The organism is Sphingomonas faeni (genome assembly GCF_040407505.1).
Classification (GTDB): Bacteria; Pseudomonadota; Alphaproteobacteria; order Sphingomonadales; family Sphingomonadaceae; genus Sphingomonas; species Sphingomonas faeni_E.
The window spans coordinates 246,683-271,189 of record NZ_JAPZPQ010000001.1; the positions used below are offsets into that span (position 1 = coordinate 246,683).

At 65.8% G+C, this 24,507-nt stretch carries 30 protein-coding genes; 13 read left to right on the forward strand and 17 right to left on the reverse strand.

All coding sequences use genetic code 11. The features are described 5' to 3' along the window. Positions 1–4: 4 nt before the first annotated feature. From O6X71_RS01165 to O6X71_RS01180, 4 genes are all read right to left on the reverse strand, one after another. Entirely contained in the window at positions 5–1,282 is a 1,278-nt protein-coding gene (locus O6X71_RS01165; RefSeq protein ID WP_435368427.1) for an efflux RND transporter periplasmic adaptor subunit, read from the reverse strand. Then, complete coding sequence (locus tag O6X71_RS01170) at positions 1,279–1,677, reverse strand: hypothetical protein (RefSeq protein WP_333929425.1); 399 nt, start codon at positions 1,675–1,677, stop codon at positions 1,279–1,281. Before O6X71_RS01170 ends, O6X71_RS01165 begins: the two co-directional genes overlap by 4 nt. 311 nt (positions 1,678–1,988) lie before the next feature. Continuing rightward, positions 1,989–2,603 (reverse strand): TetR/AcrR family transcriptional regulator, encoded by a 615-nt coding sequence (locus tag O6X71_RS01175; RefSeq protein ID WP_353464102.1) that lies wholly within the window; start codon positions 2,601–2,603, stop codon positions 1,989–1,991. Positions 2,604–2,667: 64 nt separating this feature from the next. Then, positions 2,668–3,969, reverse strand: coding sequence for a UDP-glucose dehydrogenase family protein (locus tag O6X71_RS01180; RefSeq protein ID WP_353464103.1), 1,302 nt, complete (start codon positions 3,967–3,969; stop codon positions 2,668–2,670). A gap of 161 nt (positions 3,970–4,130) precedes the next feature. Here O6X71_RS01180 and O6X71_RS01185 point away from each other — a divergent pair, with 161 nt between their 5' ends. The 3 genes from O6X71_RS01185 (at position 4,131) to O6X71_RS01195 (ending at position 5,151) form a co-directional block, all read left to right on the forward strand. Continuing rightward, a complete protein-coding gene (locus O6X71_RS01185) occupies positions 4,131–4,346 on the forward strand; it encodes a hypothetical protein (RefSeq protein ID WP_353464104.1) in 216 nt (71 codons plus the stop codon). A gap of 48 nt (positions 4,347–4,394) precedes the next feature. After that, a complete protein-coding gene (locus O6X71_RS01190; protein WP_353464105.1) occupies positions 4,395–4,631 on the forward strand; it encodes a hypothetical protein in 237 nt (78 codons plus the stop codon). Positions 4,632–4,704: 73 nt separating this feature from the next. Next, positions 4,705–5,151 (forward strand): phasin family protein, encoded by a 447-nt coding sequence (locus tag O6X71_RS01195; RefSeq protein WP_347812401.1) that lies wholly within the window; start codon positions 4,705–4,707, stop codon positions 5,149–5,151. 118 nt (positions 5,152–5,269) lie between these two features. Here the strand turns inward: O6X71_RS01195 and O6X71_RS01200 are convergent, their stop codons facing one another. Beyond that, positions 5,270–6,268 (reverse strand): inorganic phosphate transporter, encoded by a 999-nt coding sequence (locus tag O6X71_RS01200; RefSeq protein ID WP_107962801.1) that lies wholly within the window; start codon positions 6,266–6,268, stop codon positions 5,270–5,272. 168 nt (positions 6,269–6,436) lie between these two features. Continuing rightward, complete coding sequence (locus tag O6X71_RS01205; protein WP_353465031.1) at positions 6,437–7,555, reverse strand: DUF47 family protein; 1,119 nt, start codon at positions 7,553–7,555, stop codon at positions 6,437–6,439. Between the two features lie 194 nt (positions 7,556–7,749). Between O6X71_RS01205 and O6X71_RS01210 the strand changes: the two genes are divergently transcribed. After that, positions 7,750–7,914 carry a hypothetical protein gene (locus O6X71_RS01210; RefSeq protein ID WP_353464106.1) on the forward strand — a complete coding sequence of 55 codons (165 nt, stop codon included), beginning with the start codon at positions 7,750–7,752 and terminating at the stop codon, positions 7,912–7,914. A 33-nt stretch (positions 7,915–7,947) separates the two neighbouring features. On the opposite strand, the gene O6X71_RS01215 is transcribed toward O6X71_RS01210, so the two are convergent. Next, on the reverse strand, positions 7,948–9,273 hold the full coding sequence (locus O6X71_RS01215) for an MFS transporter (protein ID WP_353464107.1): 1,326 nt from the start codon (positions 9,271–9,273) through the stop codon (positions 7,948–7,950). Positions 9,274–9,387: 114 nt separating this feature from the next. On the opposite strand from O6X71_RS01215, the gene pgsA reads away from it, so the two are divergent. Genes pgsA through O6X71_RS01230 form a run of 3 tightly spaced genes read left to right on the forward strand, consistent with a single transcriptional unit; the run spans position 9,388 to position 10,645 of the window. Beyond that, a complete protein-coding gene (gene pgsA / locus O6X71_RS01220; RefSeq protein ID WP_192974756.1) occupies positions 9,388–9,939 on the forward strand; it encodes a CDP-diacylglycerol--glycerol-3-phosphate 3-phosphatidyltransferase in 552 nt (183 codons plus the stop codon). Positions 9,940–9,941: 2 nt separating this feature from the next. Continuing rightward, the gene (gene moaD / locus O6X71_RS01225; protein WP_353464108.1) at positions 9,942–10,199 is read left to right on the forward strand and encodes a molybdopterin converting factor subunit 1; all 258 of its coding nucleotides are present in this window, start codon (positions 9,942–9,944) and stop codon (positions 10,197–10,199) included. Then, a complete protein-coding gene (locus tag O6X71_RS01230; protein WP_353464109.1) occupies positions 10,196–10,645 on the forward strand; it encodes a molybdenum cofactor biosynthesis protein MoaE in 450 nt (149 codons plus the stop codon). The genes moaD and O6X71_RS01230 overlap by 4 nt, the downstream gene beginning before the upstream one ends. A gap of 109 nt (positions 10,646–10,754) precedes the next feature. Here O6X71_RS01230 and O6X71_RS01235 read toward each other — a convergent pair whose 3' ends face one another. The 3 genes from O6X71_RS01235 to O6X71_RS01245 form a co-directional block, all read right to left on the reverse strand. Next, the gene (locus tag O6X71_RS01235) at positions 10,755–11,426 is read right to left on the reverse strand and encodes a fasciclin domain-containing protein (protein ID WP_353464110.1); all 672 of its coding nucleotides are present in this window, start codon (positions 11,424–11,426) and stop codon (positions 10,755–10,757) included. 134 nt (positions 11,427–11,560) lie between these two features. Continuing rightward, on the reverse strand, positions 11,561–12,193 hold the full coding sequence (locus O6X71_RS01240; RefSeq protein WP_167397686.1) for a fasciclin domain-containing protein: 633 nt from the start codon (positions 12,191–12,193) through the stop codon (positions 11,561–11,563). A 151-nt stretch (positions 12,194–12,344) separates the two neighbouring features. Continuing rightward, a complete protein-coding gene (locus tag O6X71_RS01245; protein ID WP_056057748.1) occupies positions 12,345–13,247 on the reverse strand; it encodes a hydrogen peroxide-inducible genes activator in 903 nt (300 codons plus the stop codon). A 147-nt stretch (positions 13,248–13,394) separates the two neighbouring features. On the opposite strand from O6X71_RS01245, the gene O6X71_RS01250 reads away from it, so the two are divergent. Both O6X71_RS01250 and O6X71_RS01255 read left to right on the forward strand, forming a co-directional pair. Then, the gene (locus tag O6X71_RS01250) at positions 13,395–13,940 is read left to right on the forward strand and encodes a peroxiredoxin (protein WP_055879693.1); all 546 of its coding nucleotides are present in this window, start codon (positions 13,395–13,397) and stop codon (positions 13,938–13,940) included. 130 nt (positions 13,941–14,070) lie between these two features. Next, positions 14,071–14,589, forward strand: coding sequence for a carboxymuconolactone decarboxylase family protein (locus O6X71_RS01255; protein ID WP_056051403.1), 519 nt, complete (start codon positions 14,071–14,073; stop codon positions 14,587–14,589). 143 nt (positions 14,590–14,732) lie between these two features. On the opposite strand, the gene O6X71_RS01260 is transcribed toward O6X71_RS01255, so the two are convergent. After that, the gene (locus tag O6X71_RS01260) at positions 14,733–15,500 is read right to left on the reverse strand and encodes a sulfite exporter TauE/SafE family protein (protein WP_056052944.1); all 768 of its coding nucleotides are present in this window, start codon (positions 15,498–15,500) and stop codon (positions 14,733–14,735) included. Positions 15,501–15,675: 175 nt separating this feature from the next. Between O6X71_RS01260 and epsC the strand changes: the two genes are divergently transcribed. After that, on the forward strand, positions 15,676–16,368 hold the full coding sequence (gene epsC, locus O6X71_RS01265) for a serine O-acetyltransferase EpsC (protein WP_056057758.1): 693 nt from the start codon (positions 15,676–15,678) through the stop codon (positions 16,366–16,368). A gap of 13 nt (positions 16,369–16,381) precedes the next feature. Continuing rightward, positions 16,382–16,720: a DUF2794 domain-containing protein gene (locus O6X71_RS01270; RefSeq protein WP_353464111.1), complete on the forward strand. Its 339-nt coding sequence runs from the start codon at positions 16,382–16,384 to the stop codon at positions 16,718–16,720. Positions 16,721–16,851: 131 nt separating this feature from the next. On the opposite strand, the gene pncB is transcribed toward O6X71_RS01270, so the two are convergent. After that, on the reverse strand, positions 16,852–18,156 hold the full coding sequence (gene pncB / locus O6X71_RS01275) for a nicotinate phosphoribosyltransferase (protein WP_353464112.1): 1,305 nt from the start codon (positions 18,154–18,156) through the stop codon (positions 16,852–16,854). An 82-nt stretch (positions 18,157–18,238) separates the two neighbouring features. On the opposite strand from pncB, the gene O6X71_RS01280 reads away from it, so the two are divergent. Beyond that, positions 18,239–18,853: a cysteine hydrolase family protein gene (locus O6X71_RS01280; RefSeq protein WP_353464113.1), complete on the forward strand. Its 615-nt coding sequence runs from the start codon at positions 18,239–18,241 to the stop codon at positions 18,851–18,853. An 87-nt stretch (positions 18,854–18,940) separates the two neighbouring features. Here the strand turns inward: O6X71_RS01280 and O6X71_RS01285 are convergent, their stop codons facing one another. Continuing rightward, on the reverse strand, positions 18,941–20,236 hold the full coding sequence (locus O6X71_RS01285; protein ID WP_353464114.1) for a glycoside hydrolase family 130 protein: 1,296 nt from the start codon (positions 20,234–20,236) through the stop codon (positions 18,941–18,943). A gap of 247 nt (positions 20,237–20,483) precedes the next feature. Here O6X71_RS01285 and O6X71_RS01290 point away from each other — a divergent pair, with 247 nt between their 5' ends. Continuing rightward, positions 20,484–20,612: a hypothetical protein gene (locus O6X71_RS01290; RefSeq protein WP_353464115.1), complete on the forward strand. Its 129-nt coding sequence runs from the start codon at positions 20,484–20,486 to the stop codon at positions 20,610–20,612. 19 nt (positions 20,613–20,631) lie between these two features. Here O6X71_RS01290 and O6X71_RS01295 read toward each other — a convergent pair whose 3' ends face one another. The 4 genes from O6X71_RS01295 to O6X71_RS01310 form a co-directional block, all read right to left on the reverse strand. Further along, positions 20,632–21,351, reverse strand: coding sequence for an EF-hand domain-containing protein (locus tag O6X71_RS01295; RefSeq protein WP_353464116.1), 720 nt, complete (start codon positions 21,349–21,351; stop codon positions 20,632–20,634). A 78-nt stretch (positions 21,352–21,429) separates the two neighbouring features. After that, positions 21,430–22,809, reverse strand: coding sequence for a sensor histidine kinase (locus O6X71_RS01300; RefSeq protein ID WP_353464117.1), 1,380 nt, complete (start codon positions 22,807–22,809; stop codon positions 21,430–21,432). Next, on the reverse strand, positions 22,809–23,531 hold the full coding sequence (locus O6X71_RS01305; RefSeq protein ID WP_353464118.1) for a response regulator: 723 nt from the start codon (positions 23,529–23,531) through the stop codon (positions 22,809–22,811). The genes O6X71_RS01300 and O6X71_RS01305 overlap by 1 nt, the downstream gene beginning before the upstream one ends. A gap of 58 nt (positions 23,532–23,589) precedes the next feature. Beyond that, positions 23,590–24,498: a LysR family transcriptional regulator gene (locus O6X71_RS01310; RefSeq protein WP_353464119.1), complete on the reverse strand. Its 909-nt coding sequence runs from the start codon at positions 24,496–24,498 to the stop codon at positions 23,590–23,592. Between the last annotated feature and the right edge of the window lie 9 nt (positions 24,499–24,507).

A 24,507-nucleotide genomic window follows, 5' to 3' on the forward strand; every position in this document is an offset into this window, starting at 1 on the left:
GATTTTACTTCGCGAGCGTGGCTTCACCCGAGATGGGCTGGACCGAAGCTGGCGCCGTCGTACCCGACGCCACCACGATCCGGCCGACCTTCGGCGCGACGGTCGCGCCGGGCATCGCCATCTGCGTCCCCTGGATGATGATCCGGTCGTTTGGACCGATCCCCGAGCGCACGATCCGCAGGCCATCGACCACCGGGCCGAGCTCGACCGGCTTCTGGCTCACGACGTTCTTCGCATCGATCGTCAGCAGGACCTTGCGTGCCTGATCGGTCTGCACCGCATCGTCGGGCACCAGCAGCGCCTGCCGCGTTCCGGCACTTGCGAGGCGCATGTTGCCGAACATCCCCGGCGTCAGGAAATACCCCGGGTTGGCAAGGATCGCGCGGCCACGGATCGTGCCCGAGCGCTGGTCGAGCCCGTTGTCGGTGAAGTCGAGCTTGCCCTTCCAGCGATGCTCGGTCTCGTCCTGCAACTGGATCTCGACCGCCGCCGGCGTCGCGCCGGGCTGCCGTGCGCGCTGCGTCTTGAGGTACAGCGCCTCGGAGCCGTCGAACGTGAAGTAGATCGGGTCGAGCGCGTTGATCGTCGTCAGCACCGTGCCGCCGGTACCTTCGCCGCCCGCGACCTGGTTGCCCGCATCGACGCGGCGGTCGGAGATACGACCGCCAATCGGTGCGCGAACCTGCGTGAAACCGACGTCCAAGGCACGGGCGCGCTCGCGAGCCTGTGCTGCGGCGAGTGCGGCCTGCGCTGCTTCGAGCCGACCGCGGAGGGCGTCGACTTCGCCAGCGGACACCGCTTCATCGGCGACTAGCCGCTGTGCGCGACCAAGATCGGTGCGGGCCAGCGACAAGGCGCTGCGTGCGCTCGCGACGTTGGCATGCGCCTCAGCCAGAGCAGCCGCAAACGGGCGGGAGTCGATCGTGAAGAGCAATTGGCCCTTGCTGACGATCTCGCCGTCGCGGAAGTGGATGCCGGTGACTTCGCCCGCCACGCGCGGGCGGATCTCGACGGTGCGGCTCGGTGCGAAGCGGCCGACATAATCGTCCCACTCGCTGACCTGTCGCACCAGTGGCGACGCGACCGTGACGGAGGCGGGCGGGGGTGCCGCCATCGCCGCGTCGGGATGATCGAACAGCTTCACGCCGACCGCGCCAAGCAGCGCGATCGGCACGAGCACCATCGCGCCGCGCTGCCATGCGGGTCGTCGGTGACGGTCCGCGGGCGGCGACGCGACGACGTCGGCGTCGTTCGCGGCCGTGATCGTGGTAAGTTGGTTCACGCTGCGATGCTCCGCTTCTGCTGGATGCCGACGCGCATGCCGGTCACGCTCTCGACGAGCGTTTCGATCTGTGCCTCGGCAAAACCGGCGGCGAGGAAGCCCTGGATCTCGGCCATCGGCAGCGCGAAGCCGCGGCGCCAGGCGTATACGGCCATCCGCCGCAGTGCCTCGAGCCTCGGGTCGGCGAGCCGCGACGCGGTGCTCAGGCCGAACAGGCTGCCCATCGCCCGCGACATGCGGCTCGGGCCGGACAGGCTGCGCAACGTGTCGCGTTTGGCGAGTGCGATGACGCTCCATTCCAGCGCGGAAAAGCCGGTCGGGGCAGGGGCGGCGATCGTCTGCGTGCGGCTGGTGACGGGCGAAGCGAACATGTTGTCGAGGTCGAGATAAGCCATGGGATTGTCCCCCTTTTGATCTTGGGCAAGCGCTGGCCTTCGTCGGTGGACGGTCCACCGACGTCAGCTGGTCGCGAGGCGTGCGCGGTCGTTGCCGGCACATCACCGTGCCGCGCTTGCCCGCTTGGAATTTTCGAAAGTTCGGCCGAAGCCTAGGTTTTAACCGTGGTCATGGGTTGGTGTCCCCGGTTGCCCCATCCGAAGTAGGAGAGAGCTTCGATACCAGTCGGTATATAAACCTGGCGTTCATCTAGTCAACAAGACTTTTGTACCGGCCGGTATTTTTTTCCGCGACGCGGTAGAAACCGTGTCTATTTGGTTGGCCACATGAGCATGCTGGTCTCGACGAGCTGCTGGAGTTCGGTGCAGCTCGCACCCGAACCGGCCTGAATCGACAGCCCCTGCATGATCGCGAACAGGTAGCGCATCAGCGCATGCGACTCGAGACCTTCGGGGAACTCGCCCGCGGCCTTGGCTTCGTCGAACCGCTTCATCAGCGCGGCTTCGGACGACGCGCGACGCTTGGCGACCTCGGCCTTGATTGGCTCGGCTTCGGCGCTGCATGCGACGCTACTGATGACGCTAAGACACCCCTTGGGGTCGCAGGTGCTCATCTGCATCTGGAGTGCGCCGCGCAACAGGTTTTCCGCTACGGCACGCGCGGTCGGCGCATCCAGCGCATACGTCATATACGCCAGCTTCTCGCGCTCGTAGAGGTCGAGCGCCTTGTGGAACAGCGCCTCCTTGTTGCCGAACGCGGCGTACAGGCTGGGCTTGGTGATCTTCATCTCGGCGGTCAGTTCCGCCATCGATGCACCCTCGTACCCGTTGCGCCAGAACACGCGCAGCGCACCCGCCAACGCATCGTCGAGATCGAACTCGCGGGGGCGGCCCTTGGGGGCGGTGAGCGTGCAAAGCCTATTCATACCGTTCGGTATATAGTGAGAGCGCGCAAAAGGTCCAGTGACTGGAATATGTTGCCCGGGACGCTCACCGACCGACTGCGGTGTAGGCGAACCCGGCCTGCTCGACGTCGGCGCGTTGATAGACGTTGCGGAGGTCGACCATCACCGGCCCGGCCATCACGCGCTTCAACCGCGCGAGATCGAGCGCGCGATAGGCATCCCATTCGGTCACGATCACGACCGCGTCGGCACCCTCGGCCGCGTCATAGGCGTCCGTGCAATAGACGAGGTCGGGCATTATCACCTTGGCGGGCGCCATGCCTTCTGGATCGTGCGTGCGGACCGTCACACCGGCGTCGGCAAGTGCGGTCGCGATCGCGAGACTTGGGGCGTCGCGCATGTCGTCGGTGTTGGGCTTGAACGTGAGGCCGAGCAGCGCGACCGTCTTGCCGCGGGGATTGTCGCCGAGCGCGTGCAGGACTTTCCGGCCCATCGCGCGCTTGCGGCTGTCGTTCACCTTCACGACGGCTTCGACGATGTGGACCGGGGTGTCGTAATCCTCGGCGGTCTTTAGCAGCGCCAGCGTGTCCTTGGGGAAGCACGAGCCTCCATAGCCCGGCCCGGCGTGGAGGAATTTCTTGCCGATCCGGTTGTCGAGCCCGATCCCGCGCGACACGTCCTGCACGTCGGCGCCGACCGCCTCGCACAGGTCGGCGATCTCGTTGATGAAGGTGATCTTGGTCGCGAGGAACGCGTTGGCGGCGTATTTGATCAGCTCGGACGTGCGGCGACCGACGAACAGGATCGGCGATTCGTTGAGGTAGAGCGGCCGATAGACGTCGCGCATCACCTGCTTGGCGCGCTCGTCCTCGGTGCCGATGACGATGCGGTCGGGGCGCTTGAAGTCGCCGATCGCGGCACCTTCGCGGAGGAACTCGGGGTTCGAGACGACCGCGACGTCGATGTCGGGACGCTTCTCGCGCAGGATAGCCTCGACCCGGTCGCCCGTGCCGACGGGGACGGTCGACTTGGTGACGACCACGGTCGGGCCGGTAACCGCGGCGGCGATCTCCTCGGTTGCGGCGAACACGTAGCTGAGGTCGGCATGGCCATCGCCGCGCCGCGACGGCGTGCCGACCGCGATGAAGATCGCATCGGCGTCCGCGACCGCGCTGGCGAGATCGGTGGTGAAGGTCAGCCGCCCCGCGGCGACGTTCGACGCGACGAGCTGATCGAGACCAGGCTCGAAGATCGGCATGCGGCCGGCATGCAGCGCATCGATCTTCGACTGGTCCTTGTCGACGCAGATCACGTCATGGCCGAAATCCGAAAAGCAGGCGCCGGACACCAGGCCGACATAGCCAGAACCGATCATCGTGATGCGCATGGACGTTCCCCGTAAAAGCCGCGCGACCTATCGTGAGTAATGCGCGCGCGTGCAAGCTGGAGAAGGCCGATCGGTGTCGTTCGCGCCGATTGCCCTGACGCTTTCGACGGTAGGCAACCCGCCGCATTGCGCGCATCATGGGTCCGACAACGGAGGCGGATATGCGGACGACGATGGCAAGCTGGGTGTTGGTGGCGACCGTGATGTTTGTTTCTGCGGATAGGGTCGCGGCACAGCAGGCGGGGGCTCCGTCGTGCCCGGCTACCGTCGCGACCGAGTTCGCCGGATGGAGCAAGCCGGCTTCGGTTGCGCCGGGCGGGGTGCTTCCGATCGGCTCGGTGGGTCGGCTGGCGCTTAAGCCGTCGGCTGGGGTTTGATTCGAGGTCACGCCGGCGAAGGCACCTGCGGCGGATAGTTTTTCCGGCGTGGTCCGGTTCGACGTCGCGAAGGCGGGAACGTACCGCGTGGCGCTTGGCGGAGCGGCGTGGATCGATGTCGTCCAGTCGGGCAAGGTGCTGACGTCCGCCGCGCATGCGCACGGACCGGCCTGTTCGCCAGTGAAGAAGATGGTCGACTTCGTGTTACCGGCGGGGCGCTATGCCTTGCAGCTATCGGGTGCGAAGACGGCCGAACTGTTCGTGTCCGTCACGACCATCCGCTGACCCGAGCGGCTGCAACCAAAGCCGGGCATGCCGGTTGAAACCACGACCGATAGCGCAACACAGGAGAGAGACGATGGCGGACGACTTCAAGCAGGCAGTCGATGACGGTGCGAACGCTAGCAAGGCGGCAACCGACCGCGCGGCGGATGCGGCGAAGGACGCGGCGGACACGATGCGCGAGAATGCCGGGAAGGCGCGCGATGCGTTCTCGGAGAAGGTCGTCGATCCGGCGCGGCGCGCTGGCGAGGCGATGAAGGAGTCGGGCGGCAAGATCGCCGAGGGCGGCGCGACGATCGGCAAGGCGATGATCGACCAGGCCGAACAGAATGCGCGCGAGGCCTTCGCGGCGATGCGCGAGGCGGCGAGCGCCAGCGACCTGACCCAGGTGATGAAGATCCAGGGCGACTACCTGCGCGAGCAGAGCCAGCGCAGCATGAGCCAGGCGCGCGAGATCGGCGAGCTGATCGTGAAGTTCGGCAAGGACGCGGTCGCACCATTGCAGGGCGGCGGGATCAAGTAAGCCGTCCGGCCGATACGTTGCTCTGGGTTTCGGGTGGAGCGGCGTACGGACGAGCAAGAACGCCGCCGCTCCGATACGATGACGGAGCGGCGGCGGACCAGCCTCAACTATTTCCGGCTTAGACGAACAGTCCGACGAGCCAGTACGTGCCGGCGCCGATCAGCCCCGCGGCGGGTAACGTCAGTGTCCATGCCACGACGATGTTGCTCGCGACGTTCCAGCGAACGGCGGACAGGCGCCGCGCAGCGCCGACTCCGACGATCGAGCCGGTGATGGTGTGAGTCGACGATACGGGAATGCCCCAGAAGGTGGCCGCGAACAGCGTGATCGCGCCGCCGGTCTCTGCGCAGAACCCTTGTGCCGGGGTAAGACGCGTGATCTTCGAGCCCATCGTGTGGACGATCCGCCAGCCACCCGACAGCGTGCCGAGCGCCATTGCCGCCTGGCAGGACAGCACGACCCAGAGCGGCACGTGGAATTCGCCGCCGAGCAGGCCCTGCGAATAGAGCAGCACGGCGATGATCCCCATCGTCTTCTGCGCGTCGTTGCCGCCGTGGCCGAGCGAATAGAGCGCGGCGGAGATCAGCTGGAGCTTGCGGAAACGCTTGTCGACGCCGAGCGGGGTGAGCTTGAGGCTGGTCCACGCGACGATCAGCACGAGCACCAGTGCGAGCATCAAGCCGATCGCGGGCGAGGCGAAGATCGCGAGGACGGTGGCGATGACGCCTTTCCAGACGATCGCGCCGAAGCCGACCTTAGCTATGCCGGCGCCTAACAGGCCGCCGATCAGCGCGTGGCTGCTGCTCGACGGGATGCCGAGCACCCAGGTGATGACGTTCCACGCGATCGCGCCCATCAGCGCGGCGAAGATCACCTGCGCGTCGATGACGTGCGCCTGGACGATCCCGGTGCCGACGGTCTGCGCGACGTGAAGGCCGAACACGGCGAACGCGATGAAGTTGAAGAACGCGGCCCAGAGCACGGCGTATTGCGGCTTCAGGACGCGGGTGGAGACGACGGTGGCGATCGAGTTCGCCGCGTCGTGGAGGCCGTTCAGGAAGTCGAACAGCAGCGCGATGCCGATGAGGCCGATGAGGAGGGGGAGGGAGAGGATCATGCGGTTGCCGCCCTATCCGCTACCGCTTCACCCCCCCGGCGAAGGCCGGGGTCCAATTGGAAAGGTTGCAGCAACGGAACGCCGCCCTTCGTTATTGCCGTCCCCCAATTGGGCCCCGGCCTTCGCCGGGGGGGAGCTGTGCGGGAGGTCGCGGGCTCAAGCGACACATCAAGCATGGTCGATGACCAGCCCCTGGATCTCGTTCGCGACGTCCTCGAAGCGGTCGACGATCTTTTCCAGGCTGCTGTAGATCTCGCGGTTGATGATGAAGGTCATCGGGTCCGCACTGATCTTCGACGCCTGGAACAGCGCGCGCAGGCCCGTGTCGTGGATATCGTCGGCATGCCCCTCGATCTGGATCAGCCGTGCAGTCAGGTCATGCAACCGGCCCGCATTGGTGCCGAGCGACCGCAGCAGAGGGATCGCCTCCGCGGTGATCCGCGCGGCCTCGACGATGATGCCGGCCATGTCGCGCATCTCGGGCGAGAATTCGGTGACCTCGTACAGCGCGATCGCGTTGGCGGTGCCGTTCATCTGGTCGATCGCGTCGTCCATCACGCCGATCAGGTCGGTGATCGCGCTGCGGTCGAACGGCGTGACGAACACGCGGCGGACGTCCTGCAACACCTCGCGCGTGATATCGTCGGCCTCGTGCTCGCGCTTGACGATCTCGGCGATCTGACCCTCGATCGAGCCTTCGCCGTGGAGCAGCCGTGCAAGCGCATCGGCGCCGGCGACCAGGGTCGCGGCATGCGCGTCGAACAGTTCGAAGAACCGTCCCTGCTTCGGCATAAGCGACTGGAACCAGCCCAGCATCGGAATTCTCCTTTTCGCACTCGTGCGTACGACGGGTAAGATACGTTGCGCGAGCGACGCCGGGATCGGCGGCTCACGGAAAGCAGCGATCAGCGCCTTCAGGCCGGGCTCATTGACAGCCTCCGCCGCGCGATCAAGCGTAAACCAGCGTGTGTCGCGTTGATGACGCTCGGGCCAGTCGTCGACCTGCTCGACGAATGCGAGCGGAAACACGGTGACGATCATGTCGCGGTAACGGCCGGTGCGGCGGCGTTTTCGGTACGCGAACTGCCCGACGGGCGAGGGGCAGGGGATGCCGCGGATGCCGGCTTCCTCAAAGGCTTCCTGTGCCGCCGCCTCGTGGCTGGCGAGCCCAACGATAGGGTTGCCCTTGGGGATTACCCAGCGGCCAGTATCGCGTGAGGTGATCAGCATCACGCGGGCGTGGCCGGCTTCGTCGATCACGTAGGGAAGTGCACCGATCTGCTCGATGGTCCGGGTCCTCGATCCCGCAGAATCGCGGGGAAAGCCCGGAGCTTATACGCGGATGTTACGCAAGGATAGCGGCGCGGTGGCGGCTCGCGGCGCGATAGCGAAGGCGCATTTCTGTCCCATTGCCGGACGCCCCGAGCTTAACCACTTTTGGCACTGGTCGAATTAGTAAACGCGACGTTAACGTTTCTATCATGACCAGACGCCTAGTCCTCACCAACGAAGCTGCCCGCCACCCGCTGCGTCGGTCGCTGCCGCCGCCGATAATCGCGAGCACCAAGAACGACGATCAGGACGTGAAGCTCTTCCTGCTGAGCTTCGCGGCGTTCTTCACCTGTTTCTACAGCTTCATTTTCTGAGAAGAACGATCCTCCCCCTGGCGGGGGAGGGTTTTAGTGTCGAAGTGTCGGCAAACACCCGATCGCGTCGTCATCGCAAGCCCGGTGCAGCTTCTGTGCGAGCCATGCCGAGACGAGGCACATCGCCGCCACGAGAAACAGCATGTCCTCGGGCGTCACACCCATCGCGGTGATGCCGATGACGAGGATCGAGCCGATCGTCATCGCGCCCGAATTGACGACGTTGTTCGCCGCCACGGTGCGCGCGGTCTGGTCCTTCTCGACGGTCGTCGTCAGGAACGCATAGAGCGGCACGACGAACATGCCGCCGGTGATCGCGATCGCCAGCAGCGTCGCCAGCACGGGCACGGCCCCCGGCTGGTGGATGAACCCCGTCCAGTCATAATACTGTCCTGCCGGCGCCGGCGTCCAGTTGCGCGCCAGGAACGAGAACAGCACGACGAAGCCGCCCATCGCGATCACCGACGCGGGCGAGAACTTCGCCGAAATGCGTCCGCGCAGCATCGAGTTGATGACCACCGAGCCGATCGCGACCCCGACCGAGAACACCGCGATCACGAAGCTCGCGACTCGCTCGTCGGCGGTCAGCACGTTCTTCACCAGTGGTGGGAAGACGATGATGAGCACCGCGCCGATCGTCCAGAAGAAGCTGATCGCGACGATCGCTAGGAACAGTCGCGGGATGTGCAGCGTCGCGCTGATCAGCCGCCACGAGGCCGTGAACGGGTTGTAGTCGAGTTTCAGCGGCGGCCCTTCGCGCGGCGCCGGCGGTACCTGGCGGCCGGAGAACCAGCCGATCACCGCGACGATCAGCACGCTGGCAGCGGCACCCTCGATCGGGATCCAGCCCGCGGTGACGGTACCCAGCAGGATCGCGAGATACGTGCCCGCCTCGACCAGCCCGGTGCCGCCAAGCACGTCGCACGGTTTCAGATGCTGCGGCAGGATCGCGTATTTGATCGGCCCGAAGAAGGTCGAGTGCACGCCGAGGCACAGCACCGCGCCGAGCATCAGCCCAATTCCCAGCGACGGATGCCCGGCACGCGCGACCATCAGGCCGGTCGCGCCGAGCAGCATGATGCCGATCTCGACCGTCTTCACGATCCGGATGATCCGCGCCTTGTCTTCGCTGTCCGCTAACTGCCCGGCGAGCGCGGACAGCAGGAAGAACGGCAGGATGCCGAGTCCCGTCGCCAGCGCGTTGAAATTGGCCTCCATCTTCGGATCGTTGAAGACGGCATAGGTCGCGAACAGGACCATCGAGGTCTTGAACAGATTATCGTTGAACGCGCCGAGAAACTGCGTGGTGAACAGGGGCAGGAAGCGACGTTGCTTCAGCAACCCGAGGGCATTGAGCATGACGGGAAATAGCCCTGATCGTTGCGGTAATGTGTCGAACCCTTAGCCGAGCGTCATCCGCACGCCAACGTTAAACCGGTTTCGCCCCGCGACCGACCGGTATAGGGGTGGTGGGTGCTGAGCTTGCCTAACCTCCTGACATTGTCGCGGATCGTCGCGGTGCCCCTGCTGGTCTGGTTCCTGTGGTGGCCCGACTGGGAGGCGGGCTACGGCATCGCCTTCGTGCTGTACTGCCTGATGGGCATCACCGATTATTTCGACGGGTACCTCGCGCGGTCGAGCGGTGCGGTGTCGCGATTGGGGATCTTTCTCGATCCGATCGCGGACAAGATCATGGTCGCGGCGGTGATCCTGATCCTGGTCGGCACGCGCGATATTGCCGGCATCCATGTCATCGCCGCGCTTGTCATCCTGTTGCGCGAGATCGCGGTGTCGGGATTGCGCGAGTTCCTGGCGCAGGTGCAGGTCTCGGTGCCGGTATCGCAGCTCGCCAAGTGGAAGACGACGTTGCAACTCGTGTCGCTCGGCGGGATCATCCTTGGCGGTTCGGTGCCCGAAATGGTCTGGGTGCATAATGTCGGCATCGTCGCGCTGTGGGGTGCGGCCGTCCTTACGTTGCTGACCGGATGGGATTATCTCCGCGTCGGCTTGAAGCACATGGACTGAAAATGACGATACGGATGGTGTATTTCGCCTGGGTGCGTGAGCGTATCGGCACGGGCGAAGAGTCGGTCGAGCCGCCGGCAAGCGTCGTGACGGTGGCTGATCTGGTCGACTGGCTGGCCGAGATGAGCCCGGCGCATGCTGGGGCTTTCGAGAACCGATCGCGGTTGCGCGCGGCGGTCGATCAGGATTTCGTGCCGCTCGATACGCCGATCGGTCGCGCACAGGAGATCGCTATCTTCCCACCGGTGACCGGTGGATGATCCACATCTCGGTCCAGCAGTCGCCGATCGATATCGCGGCCGAGATGACACGCGCGGAAGCTGCAGGGGCGGGCGCGGTGGCGACGTTCTCCGGACTGGTGCGTGCTGACGACGGTGTAGGAACGCTAGAGCTCGAACATTATCCTGGCGCGACCGAGGCCGCGTTGCTCAAGGTTGCCGAGGGCGGGGTCGAGCGCTGGTCGCTGAGCGCCGCGATCATCGTGCACCGCGTCGGGCCGATGCATCCGGGGGAGCGGATCGTGTTCGTCGCTGCGACGGCGGCGCACCGTGGCGCGGCGCTGGAGGCCTGCGCGTATCTGATCGACCGGCTGAAGACCGACGCGCCGTTCTGGAAGCGCGAAACGCGTGGGGTCGAGGCTAGCTGGGTCGAGGCACGTGATGGCGACCACGCCGCCGCGGCACGCTGGGATAAGCCGAGCCTCTAGCTCAAAGCTTGTTCTTCCGCGAAGGCGGGAGCCCAGACTGGATCCCCGCCTTCGCGGGGAAACAGGAAACGGGCCGCAACCCCATTCGAGATCGCGGCCCGCAGTCACATCAGCCGAGCTTCGGAACGCTCATGCCGTTGGTGAGATGAACGACGCCGTTCGTCTCCTTGATGTCCGCCGTATCGACGTACGACTTGATACCGGCCGTGTCGGTCAACTCGATGTTGCCGTTCGGCCCAAGCCCTGCGATCAGCGGCTGGCCTGCCAGCGTCGTCAGCGTGGCCTTGCCACCGCCCGCAGTGATCTGCGCCTTCAACTGATCCGCGGTCAGTGCACCGGCGACGACGTGATACTTGATGATCGTCGCCAGCGTAGGTGCCGACTCAGGCTTCAGCAGCGTGTCGAGTGCACCGGCGGGCAGGCGCGTGAAGGCCTCGTCGCTCGGCGCGAACAGCGTGTACGGGCCGGGGCCTGCGAGCGTCGCCTGCAACTTCGCGGCAGTCACCAGCTTCGCCAGCGTCGCGCGGTTCGGCAGCGTCGGCAGTGCAGCGGCGATCGTCGTCGTTGCCGCAGCAGTCGGCGCGACAGGCGCGCCGGGCTGTTGCGGAGCAACCGCGGTGCCGGGTGCCGCCGGAGTGGTTGGCGTCGCTGGCATCGCCGTCTGTGGCGCGGCCGGTGCCGCAGTCCGCGGCGCGGTTGGCGCTGCCGTCTGGGCAGTCGCACCCGTGGCAATAAAGAGGCTCGTTGCCGCAGCAATCATAAGGTTGGTCTTAACAGTCATCTGCAACTCCAGAGATTGTAATTGGGACGAATGAAACTTGAACGGGGCAATTTGGGTATAGAAACAACGATATCAACAATTTCACCGATAAACCGTAGCATCGCTACGATGAACCGAGCCTGTCTAACTCAGATTTAGCTCAGTTTCGGGACGATTACGCCATTGACGACGTGCACGACGCCATTCGACTGGCGGACATCTGCCGTCTCGACATAACTCTTGTTACCGTTAACGTCGGTGAGGGCGATGACTGCGCCTACCATTGTCGCAGTGATCGGGTCACCCTCGACCGTGGTCAACGTCGCGGTACCGCCACCGGCCGCGATGCGCTGGCGCAGATCGTCGGCGGTGATGACGCCCGGCACGACGTGATACGTCAACACCTTGGTCAGCGAGGCCTTGTTCTCTGGCTTCAGCAACGTGTCGACCATGCCGGGCGCGAGCCGTCCGAAGGCATCGTTGGTCGGCGCGAATACGGTGAAGGGGCCGGGGCCGGACAGCGTGCCGACCAGGTCCGCGGCCTTCACAGCGGCAACCAGGGTCGACAGGTTAGGCGCCGCCGACGCGTTGTCGACGATCGTCCGCGTCGCCATCATCGGCACGCCGCCGACGGTCGGATTGGCGACTGCGGGCGGCCCGTTCGGTACCGCCAGCGCGGGATTGGCGGGCGTCGTCGAGGCGCTGGCCACGTCGTCCTTGGATTTGCCGCTACACGCGGCGAGTGCCAGCGCGCTGGTCATCAGCAGCAGTGGAAGCGTCTTCGACATCGTTCGATCTCCAGCGGGAACTGGGAAACATACGATCGAAGGCCGAGTTGGTTGCGCAAGCGTGTCGATCTCGGGATGGGGTGAAGACCGAGCGCGCCCAGTTCGCAACGGTCTCCCATCCATGAAAGGGCGGGGCGCTACGACAATGCGGTTACTGTACGTCCGCCAGTGCCTTCGCCATCAACCGGAAGTCCTTCTCTCGCGGACTCGCCCTGCGCCAGACGAGCGCGATCCGCCGCACCGCATTCTTCTCGTCGAGCGGCCTCGCTGTGATGTTGGTGTTGTCGAGGATCCCCGCCTTCAGCGCCATTTCAGGCAGCATCGTGATGCCCAGCCCGTTATCGACCATCTGGACGATCGTGTGCAGCGACGTCCCCAGCATGGTCGCCTCCGCGCGCAGCTCCGGACGGTTGCACGCGCCCAGCGCATGATCCTTCAGGCAATGCCCGTCCTCGAGCAGTAACAGCCGCGTCTCGTCGATCGCCGACGCCGGGATCGCGGGGAGCGCGGTCGGCTCCTCGCCCGACGGATAGGCGACGAACAGGCGATCCTCGAACAGCGTCTCCGACGTCACCTCGCCACACGCATAGGGGAGGGCGAGCAGCACACAATCGGTACGGCCATTGTGCAGGCCCTCGCACGCCGGACCGCTGGGCTCTTCGCGCAGGAACAGCTTCAGGTCGGGATAGTCCTTCCGCAGCCGCGGCAGGATCCTCGGCAGCATGAACGGCGCGATTGTCGGGATGACGCTCATCCGCATGTCGCCCGACAATGGCTGGCCGGCGGCGCGCGCCATGTCGCCCAGTTCCTCCGCCTCGCGCAGCACGCGCCGTGCCTTGTCGGCGATCCCGTCGCCCAGCGGCGTGAACCGTACGACTCGCCGGGTGCGCTCCACCAGCACCACGCCGATCAGCGTTTCGAGCTCGCGCAGGCCCGCCGAAAGCGTCGATTGCGTGACGAAACACGCCTCCGCGGCGCGTCCGAAATGGCCGTGGTCCTTCAGCGCAACAAGATATTGCAACTGTTTCAACGTAGGTAGGTAGGTCGCAGCCATTAATCGCCTCTATCGATCATCAGATGATAAATAGAGCGTTGGATCGATTACACCAGCCCCCTATACCGCAATGCACAACAACCGAGCGGGCCAACCGCCGCCTTTGAGGATGCCTGGAGCCAAGTTTAATTCCAGGAGGCTTCCATCATGTTGACCATCGGCGACCAGTTCCCCTCGATGACCATTCCCGTCCAGCAGGGCACCGCTGCGCTGCCCGCCGGCGAGACGCTCGACCTGACGACCGCCTATCCCGGCAAGTGGAAGGTGCTGTTCTACTGGCCGAAGGACTTCACGTTCGTGTGCCCGACCGAGATCGTCGGCTACAGCGACATCCGCGGCGATTTCGAGGACCGCGACGCCGTCCTGATCGGCGCGTCGACCGATACCGCGCACGTCCATCTCGCCTGGCGCAAGTCGGACGCGGACCTTGCAGCCGCGGACTTCCCGTGGCTCGCGGATAACGGCGCGAAGCTCGCCGACGCGCTCGGCATCGTCGACAAGAACGAGCATGTCGCGTTTCGTGCGACGTTCATCATCGATCCGGACAACGTCATCCAGGCGGTCCAGGTCAACGGCCTGAACGTCGGCCGCAACCCCGCCGAGACGCTCCGCGTGCTCGACGCGCTGCAGACCGACGAGCTCTGCCCGTGCAACTGGAACAAGGGCGACGACGTCCTCCAGCTCGCTGCGTAACTAAAACTCCCCTCCCGCTTGCGGGAGGGGTTGGGGGAGGGCGTGTCCACACGGACCGCCCTCTCTTTTTGTCTCCAGTCCCTCCCCCGCCCCCTCCCGCAGGCGGAAGGGGAGCAGAAGGAAGTAAGATATGTCGCTCAAGGAATTCGCAGGGCAACTGCCCGACTACGCCAAGGACATCCGCCTCAACGTCGGCTCGCTGCTCAACGAGACGCACCTCACCGACCAGCGCAAATACGGGCTGCTGCTCACCTGCGCACACGGCTCGGGCTATAAGCCGCTGGTCGAGGCCGCCGAGGCCGAATGCGCGCCGAAGCTCTCGCCGGAAGCCGCGAACGCGGCGCGTGCGGCGGCTGCGGTGATGGCGATGAACAACGTCTATTACCGGTTCACGCATCTCGCCGGGAACCAGGAATACCGCAACATGCCCGCCAAGCTGCGGATGAACGTGATCGGCCAGCCGGGCATCGACAAGGTCGATTTCGAGCTGTTCAGCCTTGCCGTGTCGGCGATGAACGGCTGCGGCATGTGCATCGACAGCCACGAGCAGATCCTGAAGAAGGCCGGCGTGACGGCCGAGGCGATCCAGACGTCGGTCCGGATCGGCGCGGTGATGGCCGCGGTCGCGACGGTCCACGCGACTCTGTGACCTGTTGATCCTCCCCCGCAAGGGGGAGGTGGCTGGCGCTTGCCAGACGGAGGGGGAGGTAAGGGTAACCGATGTTACGCGATCCTCCCCCTCCGTCACCTTCGGTGCCACCTCCCCCTGGCGGGGGAGGATTTCCAAAGAAATCAGTGCCAGATCGCGCGGTACAGGCCGAAGAGGCTCGTGATCGTCAGGATCACCCCCACCAGCACCATCAGCGTCTTCGCCGGCACGCGCTTCGCCAGCATCGCGCCGAAAGGTGCCGCGAGCACGCCCCCGATCAGCAGCCCCACGGTGGCCTGCGTGAATGCCGCCCAGCCGAGCTGTGTGATGAACGTCGCCGAGATCGTCGCGGTCAGGAAAAACTCGGCGGTATTCACCGTCCCGATCGTGGTCCGCGGCGATGCGCCCTGCACCAGCAGGTTCGACGTCACCACCGGCCCCCAGCCGCCACCGCCCGCCGCATCGAGAAACCCGCCAACCAGCCCGAGCGGCTCGACGATCTTCGGCTCCTTCTGCTTCGGCGGATAGCGAAGCCCGCGGTACAGCAGGTACACGCCGATCGACGTCAGATACGCGAGGATGAACGGTTTCGCCGTGCTCGCATCGATGTTCGACAGCACGTACGCGCCCAGCACGCCGCCGATCACGCCCGGGATCATCAGCCGCAGGAACAGCGTCCAGTTGACGTTCTTGTGCAGCACATGGCTGATCCCCGACACCGCGGTGGTGAAGGTCTCGACGGTATGCACGCCCGCCGACGCCGCGGCCGGCGGCACGCCGACCCACAGCAGCAACGTGTTCGAGATCACCCCGAACGCCATCCCCAGCGCGCCGTCGACGATCTGCGCGGCGAACCCGACCAGGATGAACGGCAACAGCGTCTCGAAGCTCAAGGTCGTCAGGTCGAACATCGGCATCCCCTTAATATCGCGCGCAGAGTGCAACGCGCGGGCTTATCCCACAACAAAGATAGGCTTTACCCCGATCCCGGCAGTCCGATGTGGGGGCCTGAGGCGGCCCATGCGCGCGGTTCTGGAAATCGGTCGTTCGATACCCTAGATACGGAAATCGCGAAGGGGACTGCGGATGTCGAGCGGATTACTGGCCTATCTGGATTCGATCCGCGCCCGCGATCCCGCCCCGCATTCGCGCGCCGAAATCATGCTGTATCCCGGCGTCTGGGCGCTCGGCTACCACCGCATCGCGCACCGCTTGTACAAGGCGAAACTCTATTTCCTCGCGCGCTGCGTCAACCACTGGTCGCGCTTCACGACCGCGATCGACATCCATCCGGGTGCGACGATCGGCCGCAATTTCTTCATCGACCACGGCTTCGTCGTTATCGGCGAGACTGCGGAGATCGGCGACGACGTGACGATCTACCAGTGCGTCACGCTCGGCGGCACCAGCCCCGACAACGGCGTGCAGGGCAAGCGCCACCCGACCATTTCCGATGGCGCGATCATCGGCTCGGGCGCGCAGGTGCTCGGCCCGATCACGCTCGGCAAGCGCTCGCGGGTCGGCGCCAACGCGGTCGTGACACGTGACGTCCCGGCGGGCACGACGGTGGTCGGCATCCCCGCGCGCGCGACGACGATCGAGGGCGGCAACGCGCCCGAGGTGCCGCGCTTCGTGCCCTACGGGACGCCGTGCAGCGAGATGTTCGATCCGGCGACGCAGAAGATGGAAATCATGCGCTGCGAGCTGGAGACGATGCGCAAGCGGCTCGATGCGCTGCTCGCCGACGAACATCCAGAGGACCGCCGCGACCGCGCATGATGGTGAGTAACTGATGGGCGTCGTACCTTTTCCCACACCGTCCAAGGCGACGCAGGTCGGCTTCGAGCGCCTCGAACTGAACCGGATTCTGGATCTTTACGGCCGGATGGTCGCGGCGGGTCACTGGCGCGACTATGCGATCGATCTCGGCAAGGACGCCGCGGTGTTCGCCGCCTTCCGCCGCGCCGCCGAACGGCCGGAGTTCAGGATCGAGAAACGGCCTTCGTTGCGCAACAAGCAGGGGATGTGGGCGCTGATTGGCGAGGCCGGCGTGGTGGTTAAGCGCGGGCATGAGTTGGGACCAGTGCTGGCGCCGGTCGAGCGTCGCTTCATGAAGCTGGTCGAGGACTAGGACGCAAGCTGCTCCCCTCCCTGGAAGGGAGGGGCTGGGGGTGGGTAGGCCAGCTTGTGTCGCAACGTTGCCTGATCCGGAAACCGACCCACCCCCGACCCCTCCCTTCCAGGGAGGGGGGCAATAGGTGGTTACACCAGCACCGGCGCCGTCGCTCGGTCTGCTTCCCCGAACACCCGCAGATATCGCGCGATCTCCGCAGGTTCGCCCGTAGCCTTGGCGGGATTGTCCGACAGCTTCACCGCCGGCCGCCCGTTCGCCTCGATCACCTTGCAGACCAGCGAGATCGGCTCCAGCGCTGCCGCGCCGTCGGGATCGCAGCCGCGGAAGTCGTTGGTCAGGTTCGTCCCCCAGCCGAAGCTCATCCGCACGCGGCCATGAAAATGGCGATACGTCTGCTCGATCGTGTCGATATCCATCCCGTCGGAGAAGATCAGCAGCTTCGTCTTCGGATCGACTCGCTGCTCCTCCCACCAGCGGATGATCTGCTCGCCGCCCGCGATCGGCGGCGCGCTGTCGGGGCGGAAGCCGGTCCATTCCGCCAGCCAGTGCGGCGCGTTGCGCAGGAACGCCGTCGTCCCGAACGCATCGGGGAGGGCGATCAGTAGATTGCCGTTATAATGTTGCCGCCAATGCTCGAGCACGCGGTACGGCGCTTCGGCGAGGTCTGCGTCGCTGTCGGCCAGCGCGGCGGTCACCATCGGCAGTTCGTGCGCGTTCGTGCCGATCGCCTCCAGGTCGGCGTCCATCGCCAGCAGCACGTTCGACGTACCGATAAAGCGGTCGCCGAGCCCTTCCTTCAGCGCCTCGACGCACCAGCGCTGCCACAGGAACCCGTGTCGCCGCCGCGTGCCGAAGTCCGACAGCACGAGGTCGGGCAGCTCGCGCAGCCGCTCGACCTTTTCCCACAGCTTGGCCTTGGCGCGCGCGTAGACGATGTCGAGCGCGAACCGCCCACGATTACGCAGAGCCGCGCGCGACTTCAGTTCGTTGATGATCGTCAGTGCGGGAATTTCCCACATCGTCGTGTGGCTCCAGGGCCCTTCGAAATGCAGTTCATACTGCCCGTCGACCTTGCGGAGATCGTACGAAGGCAATTGAAACTCCGCGAGCCACGCGAGGAACTCAGGGCCAAACATCTTCTGCTTGCCGTAGAAGCTGTTGCCCGCGAGCCAGATCAGCTCCTTCTTTGCGAACCGCAGCGTCCGCGCGTGATCGAGCTGCGCGCGCAGTTCGCCCTCGTCGACGATCTCGGCGAGCCGCACCGTCTTGGTCCGGTTGATGAGCGCGAAGGTGGCGCTGACGTCGGGATACGTCTGCCGGATCATCTGCAACATCAACAGCTTGTAGAAATCGGTATCGAGCAGGCTGCGCACGATCGGATCGAGCCGGAAATTGTGATTGTACGTCCGGGTGGCGATATCGGTCACGGCCATGCGCATGGGCTCCTGCGTTGCGTAGGGGCCGGGTGTCCGAGAAGACGCGTTTGTGTCAAGCAGCGGGCAAAGGAGATGGGCGATGACGCGGTTCGTGGTCGTGGTGGATACGCAGTGGGATTTCATGGCGGGCGACGGCGCGCTGAGCGTGGCGGGGGCGGAAGAGTTGATCGCTCCGATGCAGTCGTGGCTGTCGGCTCTCACGCCTGACGAGGTTGCCGGCGTCCTGTTCACGTTCGACACGCATTTCGTCGAGACCTACGCCGCGTCGCCCGAGGCAGCGATGTTCCCGATCCATTGCATTCGCGGGACAAAAGGGTGGGGCAACATGCTCGACGTCGCGCTGGTCGACCCGGCGATCCCTGCATGGCGGATCGAGAAGGGGGTGTTCGATATGTGGGCCGAACCGGGACTTGCACTCGAGGATGCGCGAGAGCCGAACCAGCCGACTATTGAGCGCGAGGCGTTTTTTGCGGACTTGGCGGCGAGGCGCGTCACCGATGTCACAGTGATCGGCGTCGCCGCAGATTACTGCGTCCGCTGGGCCGTCGATGGACTCATCGCGCGCGGCTTCGCGGTGACCGTGCCAGCCGGGCTCACCCGCGGTATTGAGCGACAGATCGACGCTGTCGCCGCGGAAGATTTTGCGGGGGCGGGGCTGATCGTCGAGCGCGCCAGTACGCCGAACGCAGCGTAAGATTGTTTTCCCGCGAAGGCGGGAGCCCAGACTGGGTCCCCGCCTTCGCGGGATAACATGCTCGTGTCGACTGCCAGTTGGTTCGCCTCACGCCATCGCCGCAAGCAGCCGCCCGACATCCACCGTCGCGAACGAGGCGAAATTGTCCGCCACGCCGAACGGCAGCAACAGCGTGCGATCATGGACGATGCCGCCGCAGCTATACACGACGTTCGGCACATAACCGTCGCGCTCGGTCGGGCTTGGGACGATCAGCGGATCGGTCATCCTCGCCAGCAATTTGGTCGGGTCGGCCTTGTCGAGCAAACATGCGCCGATACAATAATTACGGACGCTGCCGACGCCGTGGGTCAGTACCAGCCAGCCTTCGTCGATCTCGATCGGCGATCCACAATTGCCCATCTGGATGAACTCCCACGGCCATTTCGGCTCGACGATCTTGGTACCGCCCTCCCAGGTCAGCAGGTCGTCCGACGTCAGGTACCAGATATTCTCGTTGTCCTGCCGCCCGAGCATCGCATACTGTCCGCCGATCTTACGCGGGAACAGCGCCATGCCCTTGGTCGCCGCGACCGCGCCGCGCATCGGTTGCATCTCGAACGTCTTGAAGTCCTCGCCGCGGAGCAGTTCGCAGCGCGCTTCCGAGCCGCTGAACGCGGTATAAGTGCCGAGATACTGCACCTTGCCAGCGTCCTCGAAACGGACGAGCCGCAGGTCCTCGATCCCCTGATGTTGGCTTGGCAGGATCGGAAAGATCACCGTCTCCGACAATTCGCGACTGCCACCGCATTCCAGTCGGGTGGGACCGCCATCGGTCGCACCCTGATCCGTCGGTGTGACCCGCGGCGGCACCGCGGTCTGGCTCGCGGGATCGACCGAGAAACCGTCGTCGGGCGACCAGCTTCCGGTGCGGAACGTGACCGACGAGACATGACCTTCGCCGATCCCGCGTAGCGACAGGATGAAGCGCAGGCCGCCTTCGGGGGCGTTGGCTTGATCGGGGTCGAGCACCATGCTCGGGTTGAACAGCGCGGCCGCCTCGAACGAATATTCACCGCTGAGATAGGCGCCGATCAGCAGTTTCTGGTCGGTGTCGATCTCGCGCGGGTCCTTCAGCACCGCCATGATCTCGCCGAAGCGGTGCAGGAGAAGCTCGTCGACATCGCGATGGCGTTCGTCGAGCGACTCCATCACGCGACGACGCTCGGCGCGGAGTTCGTCGGGCGAGAGCGACAGAACGCGGTCGATCACGCGGACGGCGCGGTGGTGGCCATCGACCTTGAACGCGCCGGGATATTCGATGTTGAACGGCCGGATCACGGTCCGCGAAGGGTCGGGCCGCAACTGGATATTGGAAAAGGCGACGAGTTCGGCTTCGGCCATGGTCGGCTCCAGGTGACGCGCCGCCGTCGCGCCGGAACGGACGCCAGGACACCGCGGGGGTACTTCGCACTGAACGCCGAAACCACCGCCTTGGCTACATGAATTCCCCGTCACGCGCGGCTGCCGAAACACCGCGGAAAACTTCGCCTGTCACACCGCCGGCTCGATCATTCGACGACCGGTGCACGAAGGAAGCGGTATGCAGGCTCAACGATCACGATCCGGCAATTGTGCGATCGGCCGCCACATGCCGCGATCCCGGCACCGCGACGTGAAGAGCGAGCCGATCCAGCGCTCCGCCTGCCGGTGCTGCGGCGCGGCGATCGTCAAGTCCGCGGTCAGTCGTCGCTGGATCGTGTCGGGCATGCTCGGCTGAGTCGACGTCGCCCTTAGCGTCAGGGGTCGCGACGTTCCGGAGGCGGGGGGCTCGGTTCGTCCGAGCCGTTCCGCCACGTCTCGCCGCCGGCGCGTGGGAGTTCGCCGTGGGTCAGTGCGCCGTCATGGTTCCGGTCGAGCGCGGCGAAGCGCGTTGCCGCGGCCTTGGCAAACTCGCCTGAATCGATGCCGCGGTTAAGGTTCGCATCGGCGGCGATCACTGGCTCCGGCAAGTCGAAGAAGCCGTAGCGCGCGGCGCCGATGCGTTCGTGGACGACGGTGGCGCCCTTCTTGCTGTCGCCGTTGCCGAACTGCATGCCCTGACCGCTGGACCCGCCGCCACCTCGTCCGCGTCCGCCACGGCTGCGCTCGCCACCTTCGGACCGCGGCCCGCGGCCGCCCGATGCCACGCGAATCTCGGGGACAAGGACGTTTTCGTAATAGGCGATGTCGTCGGGGTCGATCTCGCCGTCCTTGCCGCGATCGAGCACCGCGAAGAAACGCGTGGCGTCATGCTGGAATTCGGCCATCGTGATCCGCCCGTCGCCATCGGTATCGGCGCCCGCGAACCACAGGTCTTGCGCCGCGCCCGGCTTGAGTGACGCGCGGAACGGTTCGCCCATCGGACTGATGAACAACTGGCCGCGGCCGCGCGCCGGACCGTGTCCGGCCTGAGGGGGCGGCGTCTGAGTCGAGCATCCGGCCAGCGCGGCGGCGATGCCGAGGTAAAGGATACGCATGCAATCTCCAGAAATGCCGTGATATTCGTCTGACACGGCGATCGTTGCCGCCATGTCTTATTTGCCCGCTCGCGTAGTTCAGATCGGCAACGTCACGCGCGCCAGCAACCCGACGCCCGGGCGGTTCTCGATCGTCGCATCGCCGCCATGCGCGCGCGCCACCGCGCGGACGCTGGCGAGGCCAAGCCCGCTGCCGCCGGTATCGCGGTTGCGCGATTGCTCGGCGCGGAAGAACGGCTCGAACGCGCGGTCGAGATCCGCTGGCGCCATGCCCGGCCCCGAATCGCACACCTCGACGATCGCGACCCCGCCCTCGCGGCGCACCTCCACCTCGGCATGGCCGGCATATTTGACGGCGTTGCCGACCAGGTTCGCGAGCAGCGCCTTCAACGACGGCGCATCGCCCTCCAGCGCGAGCGGGTCGCCCGGATGCAACGCCACCGCATCGCCGCGGTCGGCAAAATCATCCGCGACGCTTTCAGCCAGCGACCGGAGATCGAGCCGCTGGCGGCGGACGTGACGGGTCATGTCGCGGACGAACGCCATCGCCGAACCGATCCGTTCGCTCATCTCCTGGATGTCGCCCTCGCTTGCCGCACGGATATCGTCGGGCGCCTTTTCGAGGCGCAGCGACAACCGCATCAACGGCGTCCTCAGATCATGCGCGACCGCGGCGATCAGAGTCGTCCGATCCTCGACATAGCGATTCAGCCGCTCCTGCATCAAGTTGAACGCGGTGGCCGCTTCGGCGATCTCCGGCGGGCCGACGATCGGCAGCGGTTCGGCGCGGGGATCGCGACCGAGACGCTCGGCGGCGGCGGCAAAAAGCGCAATCGGCTTTACGACGCGCCGCGCCATCACCCAGGCGACCGCGGCCGCGACCACCATCGCGACCAGGAACCACAGCACGATCCGCATCCGCCAGGGGCCGATCGTGGTGTGTGTCGGCCGGATCACGCGCCACCGGCCGTTCGGCGTCTCGATCGACACGACGAACGGGCCGAACAGCGCATTGTCGAACGATTGCGGCAGATGCCCCGAACGGCCCATGCCGAGCGGCAGCGGCGGCCGGAGTGCGCCTGCAAACAGCGGCATCGCCGATCGCTCGGTCTCGACGGTCACCTTGGTCCGCGGCAGTCCGAGATCGGCGGCGATCGATTCGGCGAGCCGAGCGTCGCGCGGATTGTCGGTCGGGTGGGGTGGGCCGGTGGCAATCTCGACCTTGAGCTGCCCGGTCGGATCGCCTCCCGTCCGTGCGACGGCGGCGACGCGGTTGGCGGTGAAGATCTGCGGTCGGGGCGGTGGCATCAGCAACACGATCGCAAAGTTCAGGATCTGGACCAGCAGCACGGTCGTCAGACCCAGCACGAAGATGCGCAGGAACATCGGCCATGATCGCTGCGGGTTACGCCGTATCGGCTGGTCGATCTTGGCGACTGCGGCCTTCGGGTGGCGCATCACAGGCGCACCACGCGGGGAACGAAGAAATAGCCTTCGTTGCGGATCGTCCGGATGATCTCGTCGTCGCGCGAGCGCAATTTGCGGCGCAAGCGGCTGACCTGCACGTCGATCGCGCGGTCGAACGCGTCGGTATCGGGGCCTCGCGCCGCCTCCAGCAGCGCATCGCGTGCCAGCACGCGCCGTGGTCGCTCGACGAACGCGCGCAAAACCGCGAACTCGCCGTCGGTCAGGTCGATCAGCGTGCCTTCGGGATCGAATAGTTCGTGCGCCGCGAAATCGACGCGCCAGCCGAGGAACCCGAATGCGCGGCTGTCCCCTGCATCCTGCATTTCTCGCGCCCGCAGCGCAGCGCGAACCGTCGCGAGGATCTCGCGGGGGCTGCACGGCTTGGACAAATAATGGCTCGCGCCGATCTCCAGTCCCAGGATCCGGTCGGGTTCGTCGCCCAGCGCGCTCAGCATCACCACCGGCGGAGCGCCGGTCCGCGCCAGCCGACGGCACACCGACAGACCGTCCTCGCCGGGCATCATCACGTCGAGCAGGATGAGCGACACCGCGCACCGCGCGAGCACGCCATCCATTTCCTGCGCGTTGGTCGCGGTCTCGACCTGATAGCCATGCATGCCGAGGCTCTCCGCCAGCAGCGTGCGGATCATGTGGTCGTCATCGACCACCAGCAGTACGGGCTTCGCAAGGTCGGGCACGGGACGTGGGATCATTCGCCGGTCCTGCCGCACGAGTGTGTTCGACATATTTCCGCAGATGGTCGGACGTGGGTCATTTTTCGGAGCGCCTGGCTGCGACGAAATCGATGAACGCGCGCAGCGGTGCCGGGAGATAACGCCGTCCCGAATAATAGAGGAACGGACCCGAGAAGCGCTGCCACCACGGCTCCAGCACCGGCACCAGCGCGCCGCTGTCGAGATGCGGTCGCAGCCAATCCTCGAACAGGTGGATGATTCCAGTCCCCGCCAGCGCCGCATCGACGGCGAGATCGGTTGCCGCGCCGACGCGGACGATCAGCGGTCCGCCGGGCTCGACCTTGACGATCTCGCCGTCGCGCTCGAACTCCCAGGGCATCATCGAGCCGCTGGAGAACTGGCCGCGGATACACGCGTGGTCGAGCAGATCGCGGGGATGCACCGGCGTGCCGCGGCGGGCGAGATAGTCGGGTGACGCCGCCGTCGCGAACCGTTGCTCGCGCGGACCGATCGGTATCGCGATCATGTCCAGTTCGAGCCGTTCGTCGTAGCGGATGCCGGCGTCGCACCCCGCCGCGAGCATGTCGACGAAGCTGTCCTCCGCGATCACCTCCAGCCGGATATCGGGATAGGCGGCGAGGAACGCCGGCACGATCGCGGGCAGGACCAGCCGCGCGGCGCTGACCGGCACGTTCAGCCGCAACGGTCCCGCCGGCAGGTCGCGATAGCCGTTGACGACGTCCAGCGCCGCCTCGACTTCGGCGAGCGCGGGGCCGAGTCGGTCGAGCAGGCGCGCACCGGCTTCGGTCGGCGCCACGCTCCGTGTCGTCCGATTGAGCAACCGCACGCCGAGCTTAGCCTCCAGCCGCCGTACCGCCTCGCTCAGCCCCGACGCGCTGCCGCCACTGATCCGCGCGCCGTCGCGAAATCCGCCCGCCCGCGCGACAGTCACGAACGCGGAGAGATCGCCTGCATCCACTGCCATTGTGCGTGC